Source organism: Kribbella sp. NPDC004138 (assembly GCF_053603655.1).
Map to the genome: position 1 here is coordinate 174,337 of NZ_JBSGFZ010000009.1, position 22,068 is coordinate 196,404.

Annotated in this window: 22 protein-coding genes; 13 read left to right on the top strand and 9 right to left on the bottom strand. The window is 70.0% G+C overall.

The features are described 5' to 3' along the window. Nucleotides 1-72: 72 nt before the first annotated feature. Both cobC and ACWEOO_RS15240 read right to left on the bottom strand, forming a co-directional pair. Nucleotides 73-1,101, bottom strand: coding sequence for an Rv2231c family pyridoxal phosphate-dependent protein CobC (gene cobC, locus ACWEOO_RS15235; RefSeq protein ID WP_452143472.1), 1,029 nt, complete (start codon nucleotides 1,099-1,101; stop codon nucleotides 73-75). A 55-nt stretch (nucleotides 1,102-1,156) separates the two neighbouring features. Continuing rightward, nucleotides 1,157-1,948 (bottom strand): carbon-nitrogen hydrolase family protein, encoded by a 792-nt coding sequence (locus ACWEOO_RS15240; protein ID WP_363707033.1) that lies wholly within the window; start codon nucleotides 1,946-1,948, stop codon nucleotides 1,157-1,159. A gap of 107 nt (nucleotides 1,949-2,055) precedes the next feature. Here ACWEOO_RS15240 and mobA point away from each other — a divergent pair, with 107 nt between their 5' ends. The 3 genes from mobA to ACWEOO_RS15255 all read left to right on the top strand — a co-directional run bounded on the left by mobA (nucleotide 2,056) and on the right by ACWEOO_RS15255 (nucleotide 4,554). Then, nucleotides 2,056-2,595, top strand: a complete 540-nt coding sequence (gene mobA / locus ACWEOO_RS15245) for a molybdenum cofactor guanylyltransferase (protein ID WP_452143473.1) — start codon at nucleotides 2,056-2,058, stop codon at nucleotides 2,593-2,595. Nucleotides 2,596-2,627: 32 nt separating this feature from the next. Next, entirely contained in the window at nucleotides 2,628-3,488 is an 861-nt protein-coding gene (locus ACWEOO_RS15250) for a phosphotransferase family protein (RefSeq protein WP_452143474.1), read from the top strand. A gap of 88 nt (nucleotides 3,489-3,576) precedes the next feature. Then, entirely contained in the window at nucleotides 3,577-4,554 is a 978-nt protein-coding gene (locus tag ACWEOO_RS15255) for an NAD(P)H-quinone oxidoreductase (protein ID WP_452143475.1), read from the top strand. A 114-nt stretch (nucleotides 4,555-4,668) separates the two neighbouring features. Here ACWEOO_RS15255 and ACWEOO_RS15260 read toward each other — a convergent pair whose 3' ends face one another. Continuing rightward, nucleotides 4,669-5,088 (bottom strand): VOC family protein, encoded by a 420-nt coding sequence (locus tag ACWEOO_RS15260; RefSeq protein ID WP_452143476.1) that lies wholly within the window; start codon nucleotides 5,086-5,088, stop codon nucleotides 4,669-4,671. 73 nt (nucleotides 5,089-5,161) lie between these two features. Between ACWEOO_RS15260 and ACWEOO_RS15265 the strand changes: the two genes are divergently transcribed. The 6 genes from ACWEOO_RS15265 to ACWEOO_RS15290 all read left to right on the top strand — a co-directional run bounded on the left by ACWEOO_RS15265 (nucleotide 5,162) and on the right by ACWEOO_RS15290 (nucleotide 11,026). Next, a complete protein-coding gene (locus tag ACWEOO_RS15265; RefSeq protein WP_452143477.1) occupies nucleotides 5,162-5,734 on the top strand; it encodes a TetR/AcrR family transcriptional regulator in 573 nt (190 codons plus the stop codon). Nucleotides 5,735-5,767: 33 nt separating this feature from the next. Beyond that, a complete protein-coding gene (locus ACWEOO_RS15270) occupies nucleotides 5,768-6,355 on the top strand; it encodes a helix-turn-helix transcriptional regulator (protein WP_452143478.1) in 588 nt (195 codons plus the stop codon). Continuing rightward, nucleotides 6,352-7,065, top strand: a complete 714-nt coding sequence (locus ACWEOO_RS15275) for an ABC transporter ATP-binding protein (RefSeq protein ID WP_452143479.1) — start codon at nucleotides 6,352-6,354, stop codon at nucleotides 7,063-7,065. Before ACWEOO_RS15270 ends, ACWEOO_RS15275 begins: the two co-directional genes overlap by 4 nt. After that, the gene (locus ACWEOO_RS15280; RefSeq protein ID WP_452143480.1) at nucleotides 7,065-9,677 is read left to right on the top strand and encodes an FtsX-like permease family protein; all 2,613 of its coding nucleotides are present in this window, start codon (nucleotides 7,065-7,067) and stop codon (nucleotides 9,675-9,677) included. The genes ACWEOO_RS15275 and ACWEOO_RS15280 overlap by 1 nt, the downstream gene beginning before the upstream one ends. Nucleotides 9,678-9,846: 169 nt before the next feature. Next, nucleotides 9,847-10,377, top strand: coding sequence for a CGNR zinc finger domain-containing protein (locus ACWEOO_RS15285; protein WP_452143481.1), 531 nt, complete (start codon nucleotides 9,847-9,849; stop codon nucleotides 10,375-10,377). A gap of 46 nt (nucleotides 10,378-10,423) precedes the next feature. Next, nucleotides 10,424-11,026, top strand: coding sequence for a bacterial proteasome activator family protein (locus ACWEOO_RS15290; protein ID WP_452143482.1), 603 nt, complete (start codon nucleotides 10,424-10,426; stop codon nucleotides 11,024-11,026). Between the two features lie 4 nt (nucleotides 11,027-11,030). Here the strand turns inward: ACWEOO_RS15290 and ACWEOO_RS15295 are convergent, their stop codons facing one another. Next, nucleotides 11,031-11,840 (bottom strand): HAD family hydrolase, encoded by an 810-nt coding sequence (locus tag ACWEOO_RS15295; RefSeq protein WP_452143483.1) that lies wholly within the window; start codon nucleotides 11,838-11,840, stop codon nucleotides 11,031-11,033. Between the two features lie 579 nt (nucleotides 11,841-12,419). On the opposite strand from ACWEOO_RS15295, the gene ACWEOO_RS15300 reads away from it, so the two are divergent. Next, on the top strand, nucleotides 12,420-12,974 hold the full coding sequence (locus ACWEOO_RS15300) for a WhiB family transcriptional regulator (protein ID WP_359934562.1): 555 nt from the start codon (nucleotides 12,420-12,422) through the stop codon (nucleotides 12,972-12,974). A gap of 144 nt (nucleotides 12,975-13,118) precedes the next feature. On the opposite strand, the gene ACWEOO_RS15305 is transcribed toward ACWEOO_RS15300, so the two are convergent. Both ACWEOO_RS15305 and serS read right to left on the bottom strand, forming a co-directional pair. After that, nucleotides 13,119-13,922: an HAD family hydrolase gene (locus tag ACWEOO_RS15305; RefSeq protein ID WP_452143484.1), complete on the bottom strand. Its 804-nt coding sequence runs from the start codon at nucleotides 13,920-13,922 to the stop codon at nucleotides 13,119-13,121. Beyond that, nucleotides 13,919-15,193, bottom strand: coding sequence for a serine--tRNA ligase (serS, locus tag ACWEOO_RS15310; protein WP_452143485.1), 1,275 nt, complete (start codon nucleotides 15,191-15,193; stop codon nucleotides 13,919-13,921). The genes ACWEOO_RS15305 and serS overlap by 4 nt, the downstream gene beginning before the upstream one ends. A gap of 127 nt (nucleotides 15,194-15,320) precedes the next feature. On the opposite strand from serS, the gene ACWEOO_RS15315 reads away from it, so the two are divergent. Then, nucleotides 15,321-16,883, top strand: coding sequence for a diacylglycerol kinase family protein (locus ACWEOO_RS15315; protein WP_452143486.1), 1,563 nt, complete (start codon nucleotides 15,321-15,323; stop codon nucleotides 16,881-16,883). Nucleotides 16,884-16,907: 24 nt separating this feature from the next. Here ACWEOO_RS15315 and ACWEOO_RS15320 read toward each other — a convergent pair whose 3' ends face one another. Continuing rightward, nucleotides 16,908-17,393: a DUF4446 family protein gene (locus ACWEOO_RS15320; protein WP_452143487.1), complete on the bottom strand. Its 486-nt coding sequence runs from the start codon at nucleotides 17,391-17,393 to the stop codon at nucleotides 16,908-16,910. A 103-nt stretch (nucleotides 17,394-17,496) separates the two neighbouring features. Here ACWEOO_RS15320 and larB point away from each other — a divergent pair, with 103 nt between their 5' ends. Then, complete coding sequence (gene larB, locus ACWEOO_RS15325) at nucleotides 17,497-18,213, top strand: nickel pincer cofactor biosynthesis protein LarB (RefSeq protein ID WP_452143488.1); 717 nt, start codon at nucleotides 17,497-17,499, stop codon at nucleotides 18,211-18,213. Further along, on the top strand, nucleotides 18,213-19,583 hold the full coding sequence (gene larC / locus ACWEOO_RS15330; RefSeq protein ID WP_452143489.1) for a nickel pincer cofactor biosynthesis protein LarC: 1,371 nt from the start codon (nucleotides 18,213-18,215) through the stop codon (nucleotides 19,581-19,583). The genes larB and larC overlap by 1 nt, the downstream gene beginning before the upstream one ends. Here the strand turns inward: larC and ACWEOO_RS15335 are convergent. Both ACWEOO_RS15335 and ACWEOO_RS15340 read right to left on the bottom strand, forming a co-directional pair. After that, nucleotides 19,580-21,118, bottom strand: coding sequence for a DUF2029 domain-containing protein (locus ACWEOO_RS15335; protein WP_452143490.1), 1,539 nt, complete (start codon nucleotides 21,116-21,118; stop codon nucleotides 19,580-19,582). The two genes, larC and ACWEOO_RS15335, sit on opposite strands and share 4 nt — an antisense overlap. Continuing rightward, nucleotides 21,108-21,905 (bottom strand): glycosyltransferase, encoded by a 798-nt coding sequence (locus ACWEOO_RS15340; protein ID WP_359934578.1) that lies wholly within the window; start codon nucleotides 21,903-21,905, stop codon nucleotides 21,108-21,110. Before ACWEOO_RS15340 ends, ACWEOO_RS15335 begins: the two co-directional genes overlap by 11 nt. Nucleotides 21,906-22,068 lie beyond the last annotated feature (163 nt).

The following is a 22,068-nucleotide window of genomic DNA, read 5'->3' on the forward strand; positions in this document are numbered from 1 at the left end:
TGCCCGAGACATACCAGCCGGGGCACTGGTCATCTTGTGCGCAAAGTGGACCTCAGCTAAACCCCCGTCGCGTTACAGCGCCAACTCGATTAGCACCTTCACCAAACGGTCGGTGACGTCCTCGGGCCGTACGGCGATCCGCAGCCAGTCCGGCCCGAGCCCGGGGAACGTGTCCCCGCGCCGCACCGCGAATCCCTGCCCACGCAGGGATTCCCGCACTCCGGCGGCGCCAGGGAGGTGGACGAGGACGAACGGCGCCCGTGCCACGCCGAACGTCGAGAGTCCGTTCACTGTTCGGAGACTGTCAAGCAGATGGACACGTTGGCGTTCGATGTCGAGCGCCGCCTGCGCCGCTTCCGCGACGGCCCGCTCGTTGCTGCAGGCAATTGCCGCCGCGAGCGCAGGAGTGGACACCGGCCAGTGCGGCTGCACGGCGGCCAGCTGCTCGACGAGTCCCGCGCCGGCGACGACGTACCCGACCCGCAGTCCCGCGAGTCCCCACGTCTTCGTCAGGCTCCGCACCACCACGAGCCCGGGGATCGACGCGCCGACGAGCGATTCGGGCTCCCCCGGTACGGCGTCCATGAACGCCTCGTCGACGACCAGGATCCGGTCGGGCCGGGCCAGTTCGCGCAGCTCGTCGGCGCGGTGCAGCACCGACGTCGGGTTGGTCGGGTTGCCGATGATCACGAGATCCGCATCGGCCGGTACGGCGGACGGATCGAGCACGAACCCGTTCTCGGGCCGCAGGATCACCCGGTCGACCAGGTGCCCGGCCGAACGCAGCGCCGCCTCGGGCTCGGTGAACTGTGGATGCACCACGACCGGGTGCCGCGGCCGGAACGCCCGCGCGATCAGCACGAACGCCTCCGCGGCTCCGGCGGTGAGCAGCACCCGGTCCGGCGCGACGCCATGCCGGTGCGCGACCGCGGCGACGGCCGCGTCCTGCCGCGGGTACGCCGCGAGGTCGGTCAGGCTCGCCGTGATCGCGTCGAGCAACCAGCGCGGCGGTGTGCCCGCGCGGACGTTGACGGCGAGGTCGACCAACCCGTCGCCGACCTCGAGATCGCCGTGATGCTCCAGATCAAACCCATCCGCCACGCCCAGGAGGCTAACGGGTCAGGGAGTGATTCGGACCAGCCGGTCCGCGCACTGGTCAACGGGGTGTGACGGTGTACCTGCGGTTCTGCAGCGACGGGTTGCGCTTGCGTACGTCGGCCAGCCGCTCGGCCGAGATCTCGGCGACCGCCTGTCCGTCTGCCTCACCCACCGACGCGAGAGCGACGCCCTGCGGGTCGATGACCTGGCTGAGGCCGCAGTACTTCTTGCCGTTCTGTGCGGCCGCCGCGACGTAGCAGGTGTTCTCGACGGCGCGGGCCGTGAGCAGCGTCGTCCAGTGGTGCTCCTTGAGCGGTCCGCGGACCCAGGCGGCCGGTACGACGAGCACCTCCGCACCAGCGTCGACCAGAGCGCGCGACAGCTCCGGGAACCGCAGGTCGTAGCAGGTCATCAGTCCGAGCGAGTGATCGCCGACCTGGATCACCACCGGAGCTACGTCACCCGGGGTGAGCTGGTCGGACTCCTTGTACCCGAAGGCGTCGTACAGGTGGATCTTGCGATAAGCGCCGAGCAGCACACCGTCAGCACCGACCGCCAGGAGCGTGTTGTACGGCCGATGCTGGTCGCAGCTGCGCTCGAACATCCCGGCCACGATCGCGACCCCGTGCTCGACCGCGGCCTTCCGCAGGGTCGTGACGAACTCACCGTCCAGCGCCTCGGCGGCCTCCGCCACCGACTCACCTTCGACCGCGAAGTCGGACATCATCGCTTCCGGCAGCACGACCAGGTCCGGCCGGCCCTGCGCCGCATCCGCGACGAGCCTGGCAACCGCGTCCCGGTTGGCGGCCTTGTCGTAGCTGCTGGCGGTCTGCACCACGGCGATCCTCATCTCCCCATGGTGCCGCACAAACCCACGACTTGAACCTCACGTGACGTGAGCGAAGGCGACAGGCCAGAGAGACGCGGATGCCGAAGGGCTGATGCGAGACTGCAGCTGTGGAGTTCGATGCGATCGTGCTGGCTGGGGGCGGGTCCACTCGGTTCGGAGGCGTGGACAAGGCCATGCTGGTGCTCGACGGGGTGTCGTTTCTGGATCGGGTACTGACGGCCACGGCACGAGCCGTGTCGACCGTGGTTGTCGGCCCGGTGCGTACGACGTACCGGGACGTGAGCTGGACCGTCGAGGACCCGCCGTCGGGCGGCCCGGTCGCGGGACTCGCGGCTGGACTTCAGCACGGGGCAGCGCCCATCGTCGTCGTGGTGAGCTGTGACCTGCCGTGGATCACCGAAGCCGATGTGACAGCGCTCGTCGGGGGGATCGCGGAGCACGACGGACACGGATTGCGCGACACGGACGGCCAAGAGCAGCAGCTAGCCACCGCGTACCGGCGTACCGCATTGGCCGCAGCGATCCAGCAAGTCGGCGACCCGAGGGACAAGTCGGTACGCCGGACGCTCGCCGGTCTCGACCTCACCTGGACCGACCCGACCCACGCGGGCGACGACGTGGACACCTGGGCGGACCTGGACGACTGAAAACCGCTGGACGCCGTCCATAAGTTCGACACATGGATGTCGCGCAGCTGGCCCGGGACGCGCTGGGAGTCGAGGCCGGCGAGGTGATCGAACGCACCGGCGGACAACTGAGCACCGTGTACGAGGTGCGGACGGCCGGCGATCCGTTGATCGTGAAGGTCTACGCGCCGGAGTGGCGCTGGAAGCAGGCCAAGGAAGTCCACGTGTACTCGATGCTCGAGCCCGAGGTCGGCGGCTCGATCCCGCGCGTGCTGCACGTCGGTGACGGCGTCACGATCTTGTCGAAGATCGACGGCGTACCGCTGTCTCAGGTCGAGCCGCCAGACTGGCGAGCGATGTACGCCCAGCTCGGCGAACTATTGCGCCGGGTGCATCGGATCGGCCAACCGGCGTATGGGTATCTGACCGACGAGATCCTCGACCCGCTGCCGGACAACGACCGGTACATGCGACGGCAGTTCGCGAAGAAGCTGCAGGAGTTCGAGCAGCTCGGCGGCGACGCGAAGCTGCACGCCGAGATCGCGACACACGTCGACCGGCACGCGCACCTGTTCGCGGACAACACGGCTGCGGTCCTGTGTCACAACGACTTCCACGAAGGCAACATCCTCGTGGATCCGGACACCTGGCGCGTGAACGGCTTCATCGACGTCGAGAACGCGATCGCCGCCGACCCGCTCGTGGATCTGGCGAAGACGATCCAGTACTCCGTGCACGACAACGCCGAGAAGCTCGCCGGTCTCACCGACGGGTACGGGCCCGTCCCCGACGACCGAATCGACCTGTACCGGCTCTACCACTCGCTCGAACTATGGGACTGGTTCAAGTCGATAGGCGAGACCACTTACCTCGACTCGATCGCTCGAGACATGGCGAAGCTCGTCGAGCGCTGAGGGTAAGAGGTCGCGCCAAGAGGTGACACCGTCGCGAGCGGCGCGCAGCAGGTGGCATCTCTTGGCGGGACCTCTTAGGTTGGGCCGCATGCGAGCTGTCGTGTGTAGTGGTGCGGGCGGGATCGACGTGCTCGGGATCGGCGAGATCCCGGACCCGGAACCGGCTGTCGACGAGGTGGTCATCGACGTCGTCGCCGCCGGGGTGAACCGTGCCGACCTGCTGCAGCGGCAGGGGTTCTATCCGCCGCCACCCGGCGCGCCGGGGACGATCGGTCTCGAGGTGTCCGGCCGGATCGCCGCGGTCGGCGCCGAGATCGAGGGCTGGTCGGTCGGGGACGAGTGCTGCGCGCTGCTGGCCGGCGGCGGATACGCCGAGAAGGTCGTCGTACCGGCTCCGCAGGTGATGCCGGTTCCGGACGGCGTCGACCTGGTGAGTGCGGCCGCGCTGCCCGAGGTCGTCGCGACCGTCTGGTCGAACGTCTTCATGGCCGCGCACCTCAAGCCAGGCGAGACCCTGCTCGTGCACGGCGGCTCGTCCGGGATCGGCACGATGGCGATCCAGCTCGGCGTCGCGCACGGCGCGCGCGTGCTGACCACGGTCGGCAACGCGGAGAAGATGGAGTTCTGCACCCGGCTCGGCGCGGACGTCGCGATCAACTACAAGGAAGCCGAGTGGGCGTCGGTGGTGAAGGAGGCGACCAACGACGCCGGGGCCGACGTGATCCTCGACATCATGGGCGCCAAGTACCTGACCGACAACGTGAAGACGCTCGCCTACGACGGGCGGCTCGTGGTGATCGGGATGCAGGGCGGCGCGAAGGGTGAGCTGGACCTCGGGCGACTGCTCAGCCGGCGCGGTTCGGTGATCGCGACCGGCCTACGGTTCCGTTCGGTGGCGGACAAGGGCCGGATCATCGCCGAGGTCGTCGGCCACGTCTGGCCGTTGATCGCGGAGAAGAAGGTCCGGCCGATCGTGCACTCCACGTTCCCGCTGGCCGAGGTCGCCAAGGCGCACGAGACGTTGGAGCAGTCGACGCAGCTCGGCAAGGTGCTGCTCACGCTCTGAGGCGGACCTCCACCACTCACCAACTCGCAGCCGCGGCCGGTCGTCACGCTCAGCCGACGATGGTTTGTGCCGCCGGAGCGGACTTGGTGAGTGTGGGAGATCCGCAGCCCGGGGTCATGGCGCCGTGGGCAGGTTGGCCGCGGCCCATTCCGGGTCGGGCGCGACCAGCTGGATCACGTCGATCCAGGTGCCGGCCGGGTCGCGGACGAAGAAGTGCCGTTGCCCGAACACCTCGGTCATCGGCTCGGTCTCCAGCTCCACACCGCCGGTGCGGAGCGCGGCGGCGACCTTGTCCGCGTCCTCGACGATGAAGCCGAAGACGTTGCTGCTCTCCTTCTGCGCCGACACCGCCGCCGGGATCGTCGGGTGCCCGCGCTCCATGATCGCGAGCTCCCAGTCGGCCGCGCCCCGGCGGACCGTGATGAACCAGCCGAGGTCGATCCCGACCTGCAGGTCGAGGTACTGCGTGTAGAAGGCGGCGACCTCCGAGGGGTGGTCGGTGACGACGGTCGCGCCGAATGCCGCGGGTTGCATACGTTCTCCTGACTACTACAGCTGTTGTTGTTGTGTACGACAGTTGTAGTGGAACTCTGTTAGCCTTGTCAACATGCCCCGGAATCCGGAACGTCGTACCCAGCTGGCCGACGCCGGCCTCGCCGTGCTCGCGGAGGCAGGGGCCCGCGGCCTCACCCACCGCGCCGTGGACGCCGCCGCCGGACTCCCGGCCGGGACGGCGTCCAACTACTTCAAGACGCGTGACGCGCTGCTCGGCGCGCTCGGCGAGCGGATCTTCGAGCGACTGGCGCCGGACGAGGCCGTCATCGCACCGCTCGCCGAGCGCGAGCCGAGCCTCGACCTGATGACGGACTACGTGCACTACATCGTCGAGCGCCTGCTCGGCCGCCCGGAGATCACACTCGCCCTGCTCGAGCTCCGTCTGGAAGCAGCCCGCCGTCCGGGCCTGCACGAGATCCTGTCGCGCACACTCCGGCAGGGTTTCGACGCCGACGTCGCCTTCAACGCCAACGCAGGTCTGCCGGGCGGCGCTGAGGAGATCCGGCTGCTGCACTTCGCCATCGACGGCCTGGTCCTCGACCAGCTGACGCCCGGCACCGGCCGCCCGTACGACGTGCAGGCGATCACCGCCCGGCTCGTACGCCGTCTGACCCGCGACGATTGACGCCCGCATACTCGGTATGCATACTCAGTATCTATGTCGATCAAGCACGGATTGCTGGCGTTGCTGCAGGACGGGCCGAAGTACGGCTATCAGTTGCGGGGTGAGTTCGAGGCCGCCACCGGAGCGACCTGGCCGCTGAACATCGGGCAGGTCTACACGACGTTGACGCGCCTCGAGCGCGACGGGCTCGTCCAGGCCGCGGCGGCCCGGGCGGCGACCGTCGAGGATGACGGCCGGTCGATGTACGAGATCACCGGTGCCGGGCGCGACGAGCTGGCGAAGTGGTTCGAGACACCGGTGACCCGGGAGTCGCGACCGCGGGACGAGCTCGCGATCAAGCTCGCGCTGGCGCTCGCAGTGCCCGGCGTGGACGTCGGCGCGGTGGTCCAGCGACAGCGGATGTCGACGATGCAGTCACTGCAGGAGCTGACCCGGCTGAAGCGCAACAGCAGCGACGGCGAGATCTCCTGGCAGCTGGTCGTCGAGTCGATGATCTTCGGCGCCGAGGCCGAGATCCGCTGGCTCGACCACTGCGAGGCGATGCTGTTACGCCACCGCGCCACACCCCGGCCGGCGCCGCGAACCTCCGTCGTACCGGACGAGCAGGAGGCCCGCTCGTGATCCTCGACATTCGCAATCTGACCCGGACGCACGGACAGGGCGAGCAGGCTGTGCACGCCTTGCGCGGGGTCGATCTGACCGTGGCTCCGGGCGAGCTGGTCGCCGTGATGGGTCCGTCCGGGTCCGGCAAGTCGACGTTGCTCACCTGCGCCGGCGGCCTCGACCGGCCGACCGCGGGTGAAGTCATTGTCGACGGCAACGACCTCACCACGCTCAGCCGGAACGCCGTGGCCGCGCTGCGGCGGCGCCGGATCGGCTACGTGTTCCAGGACTTCAACCTGATTCCGGCGCTCACCGCGGCCGAGAACGTCGCACTTCCGCTGGAACTGGACGGCACGCGCAGCCGGACGGCCCGCAAGGCCGCCGTCGCCGCGTTGCAGGAGGTGGGGATCGACGACCTCGCCGATCGGTTCCCCGACGACATGTCCGGTGGTCAGCGGCAGCGCGTGGCGATCGCCCGCGCGGTTGTCGGCGAACGGCGCCTGCTGCTCGCCGACGAGCCGACCGGCGCACTCGACTCCGAGACCGGCGAGGCCGTTCTGCGGCTGCTCCGGGATCGCTGCGACCAGCACGGCATCGGCGGGGTGCTCGTCACCCACGGTGCGCGGGACGCGGCCTGGGCCGATCGCGTGGTCTACCTGCGCGACGGCGTCCTGGTGGGACAGGCCGGCCCGCTGCCCGAGGCCGACGCACTGCTGGAGCGCCGCTGATGGGCCAGTGGGGTCCGCCGTTGCGGATCGCCCGTCGTACGGCGCGACGAACGCTCGGCCGCACCTTCCTGGTCGCCGCGCTGATCGGACTGCCCGTGCTGGCCGCGACGTGGCTGGGCATCGTCCTGAAGTCCGCGAGCCCGACCGGTGAAACGCTGGCCGCCAACACGATCGGCCGCGCGGACGCCCGGCTGGACGTCACGCAGTACGGCAAGCTCCAGGTGCCGCCGGGCCAGGAGATGACGTACGGCGAGCCGCCGCCGGCCGAGGGGTACGACAAGGCGGTCCGGACTCCGGCGACGTTCGACCCGACGCCGCTGCTCCCGGCCGGGACGAAGCTGGCCCGTTCGTTCGTCGACTCCGGCATGGCCGAGATCCGCGGTCCGGAAACAAAGACCTCGGTCATCCTGCTCACGGGCGACGGCGCGAACCCGCTGACCACCGGGACGGTCAAGCTCGACAAGGGCCGCCTGCCGGTGAAGGCCGACGAGGTCGCGATCTCGCCGTCAGTCGCGGAGTACCTCGGGCGGACCGACACCGTCGTGAGCACGAGCGGCCGGAGTTACACCGTCGTCGGCATCGCCCGCATGCTCACGGCACAAAGCACCGGGGCGATCTTCGCCACACCGGACTCCACGCTGTACGAGCCGGACCCGACGCGCACGGTGCAGTACCTCGTCGATCTGCCCGACTCTGCCGACGCCGGGCAACTCGGCACCGAACTGGTCGGCAAGGGCCTGTTTCTCTTGCCGCGAGCAACCATCGTCGACCCGCCGCCGGACCCGTACGGGACGTCGGCCGACGACATCGGCCCGTACGCTGCGATGGCGCTCGTGATCGGCTTCGGGATCCTGGAGATCGTGCTGCTGGCCGGTACGGCGTTCGCGGTCGGCGCCCGCCGCCAGACCCGTGAACTCGGACTGGTGATGGCAGCCGGGGGTACGCCGGGAGACGTGCGGCGGGTCGTCCTGATGCAGGGCCTGTTCGCCGGGCTGGTCGGTGTGACCGGCGGGCTGGTGATCGCGGGGATCGCCGCGTTCAGCGCGAAACCGGTCTGGGAGGCGATGACGGACTCGATCTTCACCGCGTGGCAGATCCCGTGGGGCACGATCGCCGGAATCGCGGTGCTCGGTCTCGGTGCAGGACTCGCCGCGGCCGTCGTACCGGCGATCGGCGCCGGCCGGCAGGCACCCATGGCCGCGCTGACCGGGCGGTTCACCGTCGCCGCGAAGACGACACGGATCCGGATCGCCGCGGTCGTCCTGCTCGCCGGCGGAATCGGGTGCGTGTTCGCCGGCAGCGCGATGATCGGCGCGGCGCTGAAATCGGCACGGACGTCGCAACTCGGGCAGCAGGCGACAGCCACGCCGACCGGCCCGATCGCGCTGGTGCTGCTCGGCATCACCGCGTCGATCGCCGCACTGGTGTGGATGCTGCCGAGCCTGGTCGTGAAGGTCGCCGGCCTCGCGCGGGTGTTGCCGCTGAGCGGCCGGATGGCGATGCGCGACGCCGCGCGCCATCGGCACCGCACCGGTCCCGCGACCGCGGCGATCATGATGGCCGTGGCCGGTACCGCCGCGGTCGCCTTCGCGGCGTCGAACTCGATCGCGGCCGACGCCGCGGACTACACCGCGACAGCGCACCGGGGCGATGCGGCGGTCCGGTTCAGCCAGGACGTCCCTGGCGGGATCACGTACACACCACAACTCGGCGCGCAACTGGCCGGGCTGCTTCCGGTCCGGCAGCAGTACGAGCTCGGGTATGTCCAGTTGCCGAACACAAAAGCCAACCAGTACGGCTACACCCCCATTCTGGCCGTCGCCACACCGGAGAATGGCATGGGGATGACCGGGATGCCGTTGCAGGCAGCCGATCCCGCCTTCGTCGAACGCTTCGGTGAGTACGGCGCGCAGGTGGCGGCGGCGATGCGCGCGGGCAAGGTGGTCGTCCCGGACGTCCGGCTCGCAGCCGGCCAGACAGTTGCCATGCACAACGATGACGGCGACGACTATCTCCGGAACCTGCCGGCGGTGTCGTTCGGGCCGCCGCCACGGGTCCAGTTCTTCCGCGACACCGCGCTGATCAGCCAGGAGGCCGCCCGTGAGCTCGGCACGATCCAGGTCGCGGAGGTGCACTTCGAGCTCACCCGGGAACCGTCCGCCGACGAGCTGGCGGCGGTCGCCCGGCTGCTCGGCGCGGATGACCGGCTGGTGGTCGAGAAGGGGTACCAGAGCCCGGCGCGGCTGTTCCTGATCGGGATCCTCCTCGCCGCCACCGTGGTGACCCTGCTCGGCGTCGCGATCTCGGTGTCGCTGTCAGCCGCCGAGGGCCGGGCCGATCTGGCCACCCTCGCTGCGGTCGGCGCGCCACCGAGGCGGCGGCGGTCGCTCGCGGCGGCCCAGGCGTGGGTGCTCGGACAGTTGGGCTGCGTGCTGGGCGTGGGGGTCGGCGCGCTGTACGGCTACACGGCGCACGCCGCGTTCGGGTCGCCGCGCTTCGTGGTCCCGTGGGCGGAGATCGGCGGCATCGTTGTCGTCGTACCGCTGTTCGCCGGGCTGCTCGCCTGGCTGCTGACGCGATCGCGGCTACCGATGGTCAGCCGTATCGAGTAGCGCGACCTCGGGATACGCGACGGGGTACGGCGGTGTGCTGGTGACGCGCCATTGGCCACAAGCACACCGCTGGTACACGACCAGTCCCTCGCTGACGGGGTGGCTGGAGATCGCGGACCAGCGATGACGGTGAGTTTCAGTCATGCACCCATCGTGATGTAATGGCATTATGCATCTCAACCCTTACGGCGCCGACGCCGTCCTGCTCGCGGTGAACCTGGCCACCCGCCCGGCGACCACGCCGGACGAGCTGGCCGAGCGGTGCGAGGAGAGCGGCGTCGAGAGCCGCCTGGTGCGTGACCGGCACGTCACGGCGGCGGATCTGGCGGCCGTCCGGACCGCGCTCGACGAATGGCTGCAGGTCGTGGACGCGCAGGACGAGCAGACCCGCGTCGACCTGGTGAACGCGATGCTCGCGAAGTACACGGAGCATCCCCGGCTCACCAACCACGCCGGCGACGGCTGGCACATGCATTACCGGCCGGACCACGTCCCCGTCGGGCGGCTGGTCGCGACGCTGATCAGCACTGGTACGGCGCTGCACCTGGCCGGCCGCGGGATCACCAGGCTCGGCCGTTGCGCCACCGAGGGTTGCGCCAACGTGTACGCCGATCTGTCGCGCACCGGCCGCCAGCGTTACTGCAGTCCCGCCTGCGCGAACCTCGACGCCGTACGCCGTCATCGCGCGCGGGCATCCTAGAACGCCCGGCGGGTACCGCAAGGGGACCGCGAACTAGGATGGGGAGATGAGCGAGAGCAGCAGCGAGGGCCAGGAAGTTCCGATGGCCGGGGCGCGGACCGAGGACGGCAAGGTGCTGATCGTCGGGCCGGACGGCATGGCCGTCGAGGGACCGCCGCGCTCCGACGACGACCACGACGAGCAGGACGAGCCGCGCTCGGTGACCGAGCTGGTCGAGCAGCCGGCCAAGGTGATGCGGGTCGCCAACATGATCCGGCAGTTGCTCGAAGAGGTGAAGTCGGCGCCGCTCGACGAAGCCTCCCGCGCGCGGCTGCGGTCGATCCACGAGGCGTCGATCAAGGAGCTGGAGAGCGGCCTGGCGCCGGAGCTGGTCGAGGAGCTCGAGCGGCTCAGCCTCGACTTCACCGACGACAGCACGCCGACCGAGGCCGAGCTGCGGATCGCGCAGGCGCAGCTGGTGGGCTGGCTCGAAGGCCTGTTCCACGGCATCCAGACGGCGTTGTTCGCGCAGCAGATGGCCGCGCGCCAGCAGCTGGAGCAGATGCGCCGCGCACTGCCCGGCGGGCAGCAGCTCCCCGACGGGCAGTTCCCGGAAGCTCCGCAGGCCGGTACCACCGACGGCCCGGGTAGCGGCGGGATGTATCTGTAACGCCTTATTTCAAAGGCTGGAAGAACTCTTCGAGGACGGCGGCGACGCCGTCCTCGTCGTTTGCGGGGGCAGTTCTGTCCACCACCGCGAGGACTTCGGGATGCGCGTTGGCCACGCCGTACGACGTGCCGGCCCAGGCGAGCATCGGCAGATCGTTGACCGAGTCACCGAACGCGATCGTCTCAGCAGCCGAGATCCCTTGCTCTGCGGCGAAGTCGGCCAGCATCGCCGCCTTGGAGACCCCGCTCGCGGAGATCTCCACCAGACCGTGACCGCCGCTGTGACTCGCGGTCACTCGTTGGCCGACCAACGGATTGACCAGACCGAGCAGGTCGTCGGCGGGCAAGCTCGGATGCCGGACGAGCAGCTTTGCGGCCGGCTCCGTAAGGAGTTCCTCGACCGCGGCGATCAACGAGTTGTCCGGATTCGGGTAGGAGTTCTGGTAGACCGGTTCCTGTCCGTAGCGGTCCGGTCGCTCGATGGCGAACTGCACGTCCGGGATCGCGGCGCGGATCGCCTGCGCCACCTCGAGAGCCACCGCGGGATCGAGCAACCGGGTCCGAATCGCCTTGCGGCGCGGGACGTCGTACAAAATAGCGCCGTTGGCAACGATCGCGACGCCGTGGTCGCCGACCAGGTACGACAGGTCGTGCAGCCAGCGAGGTGGCCGGGCGGTGACCATCACGAAAACACTTCCGGCCCGCTGCGCCGCGAGGACGGCGGCGCGGGTTCGGGCGGACACCGTGCCATCGCTGCGGACGAGCGTTCCGTCGAGATCGGTAGCTATCAGGCGGGGGTACTGCGAAGCCGTCACGAGGCCAACCGTATCGTCGGATGATCCCGGTGCCGCATTACCCTGGTCAACGCCTCGGGCGCAAGCCGTACGACGTCGGCTTCAGGTCTTTTTGACTTATCTCGTTGAGCTTTTGACAACGTCATCAGACCGTTACGGCAGGATCCTGCAAAGGCAGCAAGTTCCCCTGCGCCGCGCGGTTGGTGCGTGATTTCATGCGGAGGTCTGGCGGGGAACCGGGGGCTGTTCGTTCGCGTCGTAGGCGTGTTCTGGATCAGCGCGAACTGATGCCGCCCCACCTCCGGAAGCACACACAAACGTCGAAGAACTGTTGCGGAATTGGCTGCAACCAAAACCGCAGTAGTGACGTCAACAGTTATGGATCGGTGCGTCCCGCGCCCGGGACGACACGGTGGGCCGGTGACAGTACGCGGGTCCATCAGCTAGCGGATCCGTGCGGACGAACGTCGTTCACCGTTCGTTCATTCGGGTCTTGATACTTGGGGAGCCTTGATGACCGTCAACAGCGCCAATCTAGCGGGGCCAGGGGGCAGTAGCTCTCGAGCTGCTGTCGACACATGTTCTACCGGGGAGGGGTCAATGACCGGCTGCATCGCCCGCTCCGACATCTTCCAGCACCGCTTGATGGAGGAGCCGCCGCCCGCGTCCGCGACCCGTCGCACCCGCGAGCGGTACGAGCAGCTCGTCCGTGAGGCCAAGGCGCTGTGCGCCTCGTGCCCGCTGTTCACCGACTGCCTCTACAGCGCGGTCGCCGAGCACGACGTGAGCGGCTTCGTCGCCGGAACCACTGCTGTGCAACGGCGTTCGATCCGCAACCTGCTCGACGTCGAGGTGCAGGCGGACGACTTCGACCAGCTGGCCGGCGCGCGCGGCACCCGTCGCCCGGTGAGTCACGAAGAGGTCCTGCGGCTGCGCGCGCAGTACCCGAACGACAGCCTCGAGTCCCTGGCCATGCGGTTGGGCTGTTCCTTGTCGACTGTCAAGCGGCACCTTCGGCGGGCCCGCCGCGGCCAGAGCCCGGCCGCCAAGGCTCCGCGGCCGCGTCCCGCGGTCGAGGCCGTGCTGGACGCTTTCGACACCGTCGTCGACCAGCAGCACCAGCCGCGCCGCGCCGGCAGCACCCGGGTCGCCTGATCCGATACTCGGCCCGCCAGCGGACTATCGGAGACTGAACGACCGAAGGCCCGGAATCCCCGCGAAGACAGGGGTTCCGGGCCTTTCGCTTGCCTGCGGCATCGGATGCGTCAAGGGTTTCGGTTGTCGCCGAAACGCCTTGACTCAGAACCAGCGGTTGAGTATGGCCGCGACGCCGTCGTCCTGGACCGACTTGGTGACCTCGTCGGCGGACTCCTTGACCTCGTCCGGCGCGGAGCCCATCGCGACCCCGAGACCCGCGTAGCCGAGCATCTCGATGTCGTTGCGCCCGTCACCGATCGCGAGCAGGCCGGCCGGGTCCAGGTCGTACTGCGCGAGCGCGACCTTGAGTCCCGTCGACTTGTCCACACCCTCCGGCGCGATGTCGAGCCATGCGGTCCAGCCGACGAAGTAGCTGACCCCGTGCAGGCCGAGACGTTCGGCCAGGTGGACGAAATCGCTCTCGGACTGGTTGGGGTCCCGGATGATCAGCCGGGTCACGGGCTGCGGTGCGAGCTCCTCGTCGGTGACCACCCGGATCCGCGCGTCCCGGCCTAGGTCGCCGTCCGGGAACGGCTCGGTGACCAGGTAGCTGCCGTCGTACTCCTCGACCGCCATCCGCGCGTTCGGCGCGTACCGCCGGACGGACTCGATCACCATCGACGGATCGAAGGTCCGCTCGTCGACGACCTGGCCGTCCGGGTAGCGGAGCGTGCGCGCACCGTTGCTACAGACAACGAGTCCGCCGGCCGGCAGCCGGAGCCGCTGCGCCACTGGCCTGGTCGTCGACCAGGCCCGGCCGGTGGCCAGGATCACCGGCACCTGCTCGGCCGTCCGGCGGACCGCGTCGAGGACCGCGGACGACATCCCCTCGTCGTGATCGATCAGGGTCCCGTCGATGTCCAGGGCAACGGCTGTCGGCCGCTCGAAGGGTGGGCTGTCGGTCATCGAGCGACCGGTTCGAGCACCTCGCGGCCACCGACGTACGGCTGGAGCGCGGTCGGGACGCGGACCGAACCGTCCGCCAGCTGGTGGGTCTCCAGGATCGCGACGATCCAGCGGGTGGTCGCCAGCGTCCCGTTCAGCGTCGCGACCGGCTGCGTCTTGCCGTCGGCGTCGCGATGCCGGATGTTCAGCCGGCGGGCCTGGAAGTCGGTGCAGTTCGACGTCGACGTCAGCTCCCGGTACCGGCCCTGCGTCGGCACCCACGCCTCGCAGTCGAACTTCCGGTACGCCGAGACGCCCAGGTCGCCGGTCGCGGTGTCGATCACCCGGTAGCTCAGCTCCATCTTGTCGAGCATCTCCTTCTCCCAGGCCAGCAGCCGCAGGTGTTCCGCCGCGGCGTCCTCGAGCCTGCAGTAGGAGAACATCTCGACCTTGTCGAACTGGTGGACGCGGATGATCCCGCGGGTGTCCTTCCCGTGCGACCCGGCTTCCTTGCGGTAGCAGGACGACCACCCGGCGTACCGGATCGGGCCGTTCGACAGGTCGAGGATCTCGTCCATGTGGTAGCCGGCCAGCGCGACCTCCGACGTACCGGTGAGGTACAGCTCGGGGTCCTCGAGCCGGTAGACGTCGTCGTGCGCCGTCAGGTACCCGGTGCCGCCCATCACCTCGGGCTTGACCAGGGTCGGCGTGATCATCGGGGTGAAGCCCGCCTCGACCGCCTGCTGGATCGCCAGCTGCAGCATGCCGAGCTGGAGCAGCATGCCGGCGCCCTTGAGGAAGTAGAACCGCGAGCCGGAGATCTTCGCGCCGCGCTCCATGTCGATCGCGTCGAGCAGCTCGCCCAGCTCGAGGTGGTCACGGGGCTCGAAACCCTCGGCGGCGAAGTCGCGCGGCTTGCCGACCTCCTCGACCACCACGTAGTCGTCCTCGCCGCCGACCGGGGCCTCGTCGGAGACCAGGTTCGGCAGCGCGCGGGCGAGCTCGTCGAAGCGGTTCCCGGCCTCGTTCGCCGCGGCCTCGTTGGTCTTCACCTCGGCGGCCAGCGTCTTGGTGCGCTCCAGCAGCGCGGCCCGCTCGTCACCCTTGGCCTGCGCGACCTGCTTGCCGAGCGACTTCTGCTCGGCCCGGAGCGCCTCGAAGGCGGAGATGGACGATCGACGCTCACTGTCGGCGACCAGGATCTGGTCGACCAGGTCAGTACTCTCGCCGCGCTTGGTCAGGGCGGCGCGCACGACATCAGGGGTCTCACGGAGCAGTTTCGCGTCAATCACACCCTGAGGGTATCGGGGCGTGTCAGAACCGGCGAAGTCTATTCGGGATGATGGGCTAGCAACACGTGACCATCGAGGGGGATCTGAGCGGGCGATGAACCACCACCCACCCAGTCAGGTAGGCCGTGTGCTCACGGTCGTGCTGGGTGCGCTGCCGTTCGCGGTGATCACGGTGCTCGTGTTCACGGAGTGGCCGCCGCTGGCCCGCTGGGACCAGTCGGTCGCCGCGCGCGCCGCGTCGTACGGCGCTGCGCACGAAGGCTTCGTCGACTTCTGGCAGGTGGTCGGGGCGGTCGTGCTGCCGTGGACCTCACGGGCGGCGATCGTGATCGTCGCGGCGTACCTGTGGCATCGCCGGGCCCGCCTGCTGACGTTCTGGTTGCTGACGTCGGCGATCGCTGAGCTGGCCCTGGTCCAGGTGGTCAAGGCGATCTTCGAGCGGGAGAGGCCGGCCGGGATACTCGTCGACGCGTTCGGCTTCTCGTACGTGTCCGGTCACGCGACGGCCGCCTTCGTGATGGCCGGTGCGCTCGGCGTCGTGCTGCCGTCGGTGCGCGGCTGGCGGCGCCGGTTCCGGCTGCTGGTGCTGCTGCCGGTGCTCGCGGTGGTGTGGATCGCGTCCGCGGACCGGATCGCGCTGAACGTGCACTACGTGTCCGACATCCTGGGCGGCTGGGCGCTCGGGCTGGCGATCCTGACCGCGACGTCGATCGGGTTCGGCCTCCGGCCGGGGCTGCGGCGGCGCCGTCGCCGGATCCCGTCGTCCGCCGGCGACGGTACGACGTCGCCGCCGAGGGCCGCTGTGATCGTGAACCCGATCAAGGTCGGCGACGGTGTCGCGTTCCGCCGCAAGGTGACGCGGGCCCTCGCGGTCCGCGGGTTCGACGACCCGCTCTGGCTGGAGACCCGCGTCGACGACGCCGGGAACGCGATGGCCAAGCAGGCGATCGAGTACGAATCGGACCTGGTGCTGGTCGCGGGCGGTGACGGCACGGTCCGGGTGGTGTGCTCGACGCTCGCCCACACCGGGATCCCGGTCGGCGTGATCCCGGCCGGCACCGGGAATCTGCTGGCGCGCAACCTGCACATCCCGCTCGACCTGGACGACGCCCTGGAGCGGATCCTCGAGGGCCGCGACCGGCGGATCGACCTGGTCCGCGTCCACGGCGACGAGCTGGACACCGACCGGTTCGCCGTGATGGCCGGGCTCGGCCTGGACGCCGCGATCATCTCCGACGCCCCGCCGCACCTGAAGAAGCAGATCGGCTGGACGGCGTACCTGGTGTCGGCGGCGAAGAACATCAACCACCCGTCGGTCCGCGTCCAGCTCACCATCGACGACGGCGAGACGATCGAACGCCGCGTCCGCACGGTCGTGATCGGCAACGTCGGCATGCTGCAGGCCAATATCCCGCTGCTCCCCGACGCCCGTCCCGACGACGGCCTGCTGGACGTCGTCGTGATCGCCCCGCGCCGCGTCACCCAGTGGCCGATCGTCGTCTGGCGCCTGATGACCCGCACCAACCGCACCGACATGTACCTGGAACGCTTCACCGGCCGCAAGGTCGAGATCCACGCCGCCGTGGACGTCCAGCGCCAGCTCGACGGCGACCCGATCGGCCCCGGCCGCTCCCTCTACACCGAGATCGAACCAGGAGCGCTGACCGCCCGGGTCCCGAAACGCCGGTGACGTCGTACGGGGCCGGCTGCGAGGTCAGTCGACCGTGGGGCCGGCCTCCTTGCGCAGGTTGTCCAGGGCCTCTTCCTCTTCGGGGGAGAGCTTGGACTCGCTGGTGAAGGACTTGATCTCCTTCGCGTACGTGCGGGCGTCGGCGCGGCTGTTGATCGAGGTGAGGACGACGCCGTCGCCGTTGTCGTCGAGGATCGCCATCGACCACGAGAGCTTGCCGCCCGTCTCGCCGAAGGCGTCGTACCGGACGACGGCCAGGTGCTGCAGGGACCCCTTGAGTTCGGCGCGGGTGACGTCGAGGTCCTTGCCCAGCTTGCGCAGTTCCGACTTCACCGTGCCGGGCTTGGCCTCCGGCTGGGCCGGTTGCGGTTCGGGCTCGGGGTGTGCGGCGGGCGGCACGTGGTCCGACGAGACCGTCCGGGCCCGGAGGGCCTGGATCGCGAACACCAGGGCTAGCACCGCCACGAAGAGGGCGGCGACCCCGAAGGCACCGGCTAACGACGAAGACACGCACGAGAGCCTAAAGCATCGCCTGAGTGTTCAGGTGATCGCACAACGTGCACAGGACGGGACGGATGCGGCACCTCGGGCCGGAGCAACGTAGATTCGCGGCGTGACACATTTGCCTGACCAGGGGGTACAACCGGGCGTCCACGACCTCGGGTACGCGCGGCTCGACACCGATCGGCTGGAGCGTACCGGCGACGCCGAAGTCGTCTACGGGGCCGGAAAAACGCCGTCTCAGGTCGTGGAACTGCTGCGGACCCTGCACGCCACCCACCCGGAACACGCCGTGCTGGCGACCCGGCTGACCGACGAGGCGCAGCACGCCGTCGCCGCCGCGCTGCCGGCTGCCGTGGTCGACCCGGTCGGACGTACGGCGGTGCTGGGCGAGCCGCCGACGCGCCGCGGGACGGTCGCTGTCGTGGCCGCTGGTACGTCGGATGCCCCGGTGGCCGCGGAGGCGGCGACGACGGCTCGGGTGTTCGGGGCCGGGGTCGACGTCATCACCGACGTGGGTGTCGCGGGGCTGCACCGGATCCTCGGCGAGCGCGAGCGGCTGGACGCGGCGGACTGCCTGATCGTGGTCGCCGGGATGGAGGGCGCGTTGCCGAGCGTCGTCGGCGGACTGGTCGGCGTACCGCTGGTGGCCGTGCCGACCTCGGTCGGGTACGGCGCCTCGTTCGGCGGGCTGGCCGCGCTGCTCGGGATGCTGAACTCGTGTGCGCCCGGGGTGAGCGTGGTGAACATCGACAACGGGTTCGGGGCCGGTGTGTTCGCCGCCCGCGTCGCCCGGCAGTCGGCTCCGCGTGAGCGGAAGGACGCCTGATGCGCACCGCCTGGATCGACTGCTCCGCCGGCGCCTCCGGCGACATGCTCCTCGGCGCCCTGATCTCAGCCGGCGCCGACCTGGCGTTCGTGAACGCGGCAGTCGCCGCGGTAGACCCGTCCCTGTCCGTCACCGTCACCCAGACAGCCCGCCACCAGATCGCCGCCACCAAGGCCACGGTCAAGGTCAACGGCACGCCGCACCCCGAGAACATCCCGGATGCAGGCGAGCAGGACGCCGGCGGCGGGCACGCACATGGCGACAGCGCGGGGCACGGCCACGAGCACGACGCGGGACACGGACACGACGCCGGCGCAGGACACGGGCACGGACACGACGCCGGCGCGGGACACGGGCACGAACACGACGCCGGCGCGGGACACGGGCACGGGCACGGGCCTACTCGGGCTTGGGCGGAGGTTCGCCGGCTGCTCGGCGAGGCACCGCTTGACGACGCCGTGCGGGAGCGGGCGCTCGACACGTTCGGGCGGCTGGCTCGGGCCGAGGCGGCTGCGCACGGGGTCGAGCCGGACACGGTGCACTTCCACGAGGTCGGGGCGCTGGACGCGATCGCGGACATCGTGGGCGTCGCGGCGGCAGCGGTCAGCCTCGGGCTGGAGCATGTGGTCGTGTCGACGATCGCGCTGGGTGGCGGGCGTCAGGTCCGCGGACAGCACGGCGGCATCCCGATCCCCGGGCCTGCGGTGCTGCACCTGGTGGCCGAGGCCGGCGCACCGGTCGTCGGCGGCACGGCGCCGTACGAGATGACGACCCCGACGGGCGCCGCGCTGCTCGCCACGCTGGCGGACGAGTTCGGCATGATGCCGCCGATGCGCGTCGGCACGACCGGTGTCGGCGCGGGCGGGCGCGACCCGGCCGAGGTCCCGAACATCCTCCGCGTGATCGTCGGCGAGTCCACGGACCGCCCGGCGACGGAGCTCGTCTACGAGACGAACGTCGACGACCTCGACCCCCGGCTGTGGCCGCAGATCCTGGCGAGCCTGCTGAAGGCGGGCGCCGCCGACGCCTGGCTGACCCCGATCCTGATGAAGAAGGGCCGTCCGGCGCACACGCTATCGGTGCTGGTGACGAGCACGAAGGCGGAGGCCGTACGGCGGGTGATCCTCGCCGAGACGACCGCGATCGGGCTGCGCGAGTACCCGATCAGCAAGCACGCCGCGGACCGCGAGTTCACCACGATCAAGCTCGACGGCCAGTCGATCAGCGTGAAGATCGCCCGGTACGACGGTCAGGTCGTGAACGTGCAACCGGAGTACGACGACGTGGTCGCGGCCGCGGCCGAGCTGAACCAGCCGGTGAAGCTTGTCCTGGCCCGCGCGGTCGCCGCGGCAGAGGCCCTCTGGAGCTAGACCGACGCGGCCTTCTCCGGGAGCGGCTTCTGCTTGCGGCGGGGCCAGTCGTACGGCCACCACTGGGCGCCGTTGCGGCGTGCCCAGACGATCAGGCCGACCAGGACCGCCAGCTCGACCGCGGGGCAAATGGTGTCCCGCAGTCGCGCGCTGAAGAACTCCAGCGAGTCCGACAGGCTGGCCGCGACCTGCCGCGCGTGTGGATCCCGGCCCGGGACGTACGCGATCGCGAGCATCGTCGTCCGGATGACCATCAGGCTGTCGACCTTCGACGCGGCGACCGCGGCCAGGGCGACCCACGCGATCACGTCGTACCAGGGCAGCGAGTACATCGCAGTGAGCACCCAGGCGATCGCGTAGATCGCGGTGTACCGGATCGCGGCCGGTGTCGGGTCGTCCGGGTGTGTCTGCGGCACCAGCGACTTCGGGAACACCTGCGTCAGCAGGATCGCGACCACGATCAGGCCGACCCACGCGAGGATCGCCAGAACGGTCCGCACCAAGCCGTTCGGCAGGAACAGCGTGAAGAAGCTCAGCAGCACCTTGTGCGGCGTGCCGGTGGAGATGAACGACGTCTGCGACCGGGCCTGCTGGAACGCCTGCAGGCCGACGATCGCATACAGCCCGCCCATGGCGAGCGCGCCGCCGCCGCAGAAGTACAGGCACTTGCGCCGGTCGGCTCGCAGCGCCCACAGCATCGCCACGCCGACCAGGCCGATCGACAGCTTCGTGCAGCCCGCGACGCCGATCATGATGCCGGCCAGGAACACGTGCCGACGGAAGAAGACCAGCGCGATCACCGCGAACATCACCGCGATCGCGTCGTTGTGCGCACCGGCCAGCACCGACCACAGGATCAGCGGGTTCGCGAGGCCGAGCATGATCACCCGCCGCCTGGCCGGCAGGTCCTTGCCGACCAGCTTCACCAGCAACAGCCCGGTGACGACGATGGCGATCCCGACCGACAACTGCAGCATCCACACGGTGAGCTGCGCGGAGTCACCGCCGATCAGCGACGCCAGCCACTGCACCCAGGTCGCGATCGGCCCGTACACACTGCGGGCGCCCTGCCACGGCCGCTCGGTCGCGGCGATCACCGGGTCGTACCCGAGCCGGATGGTGTCGGCCGGGGACACCGTGTACGGGTCGCCGCCGAGCGCCATGATCCGCCCGTACGCCGCGTAGATCAGAACGTCCCCGGAGGCCATCGGCGGGACCAGCGTGACGGCCGCCGTCGCACCGATGCCCAAGGCAATCAAACGGTCGACCCGCGGCGCCCACCCGTGCTTCAACGCCTTGGTGGCCAGGAAAACGCCGTACCCGCCGAGCAGGATCGCGACGTAGATCATCACCGTCACGAGCCAGTCGTTCGGCTTGGCGTCGAACCAGTACGACGGGAGCCAGGCGTGCGGGTTGGTCAGCGTGAGCACGACCACGGACGGGCCGAGCAGGCCGACCGCCACGATCAGCGCCGTGCACGCGATGTAGAGCGCGACAGCCCAGCGGCCGTACCTCAGGCCTGCGTCAGTGCTCATTGCGAAGTCTCCGCGGGAACAGACTGCGCAGCGACGGCCCACCACCGTCCGCGGGCAGCGCACTGCGGGCGGCGAGCGCACGGCGGACGTGCAGATACTGCTTCGCGCGGTGCAGCTGGCCGCGCAGATCGGTCCCGGTGGCCCGGTGCCGGACGTCGATCGGCACCTCGAGGATCCGGAAGCCCTTCCGCCCCAGGTCGATCGTCAGCGCGGTCTCGACCCCGAAACCGGCGGCCAGCGGCACCGCGGAGTCGAACGCGGCCCGGGTGAGGCAGCGCTGACCGGACAACGGCTGCTCCGGCGCCCAGCCGGTCGCCTCCTGGATCCCGGCCCGCGACAGCCGGACCACGAACCCGTGTCCGCCCGCCTTCGAGCCGTCGGCGCGCACCTGGGCCGGCAGTGTCCCGATGGTCATGTCCGCGCGGCCGGTCTGCACCGGCTCGATCAGCGGGCCCGCCCCGGACGCGGTGTCGGTCAGGTCGGCGTCGAGGAACAGCAGATGCCGCGGCCGGGCACCGTCGCGCTCCGCAACGGCGGCCGCGCCGGTCTCCATCGCGGCGGCCTTCCCGCGGTTGCGCTCGTGCCGCACGACGACCGCGCCGGCCTGCTCGGCCGCCTCGGTCGTGCCGTCCGTGGAACCGTCGTCGACGACCACGACCAGGTCGACGCCGATGATCTTGTGCACCGCGTCGACGGTCGCCGCGATCCGGTCGGCCTCGTCCTTCGCCGGGATCACGCAGGCGACGGCACGCTCGAACGGTTCGGGGGACAGGTCTTCATCGGGCACAGCACTGCAGCCTAGTTCCTCCGCAGCCGATCGACTGCCTCAGCGGCCACCGCCTGTGGATTTCTCGTTCTTTCGAACGAGCCTGTGGAAAACCGCCGGACGGGGTCCGGATCACGGCATCTTCTCTGTCGACAGGCCGCGCCGTCGGCCCGGTGGCCGCCCG

Coding starts and splice junctions, on each gene's coding strand:
- ACWEOO_RS15300 (WP_359934562.1), top strand. CDS start 12,420: ATGACCGGCTGCATCGCCCGCTCCGACATCTTCCAGCACCGCTTGATG.
- larC (WP_452143489.1), top strand. CDS start 18,213: ATGCGCACCGCCTGGATCGACTGCTCCGCCGGCGCCTCCGGCGACATG.
- ACWEOO_RS15240 (WP_363707033.1), bottom strand. CDS start 1,948: ATGAGGATCGCCGTGGTGCAGACCGCCAGCAGCTACGACAAGGCCGCC.
- ACWEOO_RS15305 (WP_452143484.1), bottom strand. CDS start 13,922: ATGACCGACAGCCCACCCTTCGAGCGGCCGACAGCCGTTGCCCTGGAC.
- ACWEOO_RS15290 (WP_452143482.1), top strand. CDS start 10,424: ATGAGCGAGAGCAGCAGCGAGGGCCAGGAAGTTCCGATGGCCGGGGCG.
- ACWEOO_RS15265 (WP_452143477.1), top strand. CDS start 5,162: ATGCCCCGGAATCCGGAACGTCGTACCCAGCTGGCCGACGCCGGCCTC.
- ACWEOO_RS15255 (WP_452143475.1), top strand. CDS start 3,577: ATGCGAGCTGTCGTGTGTAGTGGTGCGGGCGGGATCGACGTGCTCGGG.
- ACWEOO_RS15260 (WP_452143476.1), bottom strand. CDS start 5,088: ATGCAACCCGCGGCATTCGGCGCGACCGTCGTCACCGACCACCCCTCG.
- ACWEOO_RS15335 (WP_452143490.1), bottom strand. CDS start 21,118: ATGAGCACTGACGCAGGCCTGAGGTACGGCCGCTGGGCTGTCGCGCTC.
- ACWEOO_RS15250 (WP_452143474.1), top strand. CDS start 2,628: ATGGATGTCGCGCAGCTGGCCCGGGACGCGCTGGGAGTCGAGGCCGGC.
- ACWEOO_RS15280 (WP_452143480.1), top strand. CDS start 7,065: ATGGGCCAGTGGGGTCCGCCGTTGCGGATCGCCCGTCGTACGGCGCGA.
- ACWEOO_RS15285 (WP_452143481.1), top strand. CDS start 9,847: ATGCATCTCAACCCTTACGGCGCCGACGCCGTCCTGCTCGCGGTGAAC.
- ACWEOO_RS15270 (WP_452143478.1), top strand. CDS start 5,768: ATGTCGATCAAGCACGGATTGCTGGCGTTGCTGCAGGACGGGCCGAAG.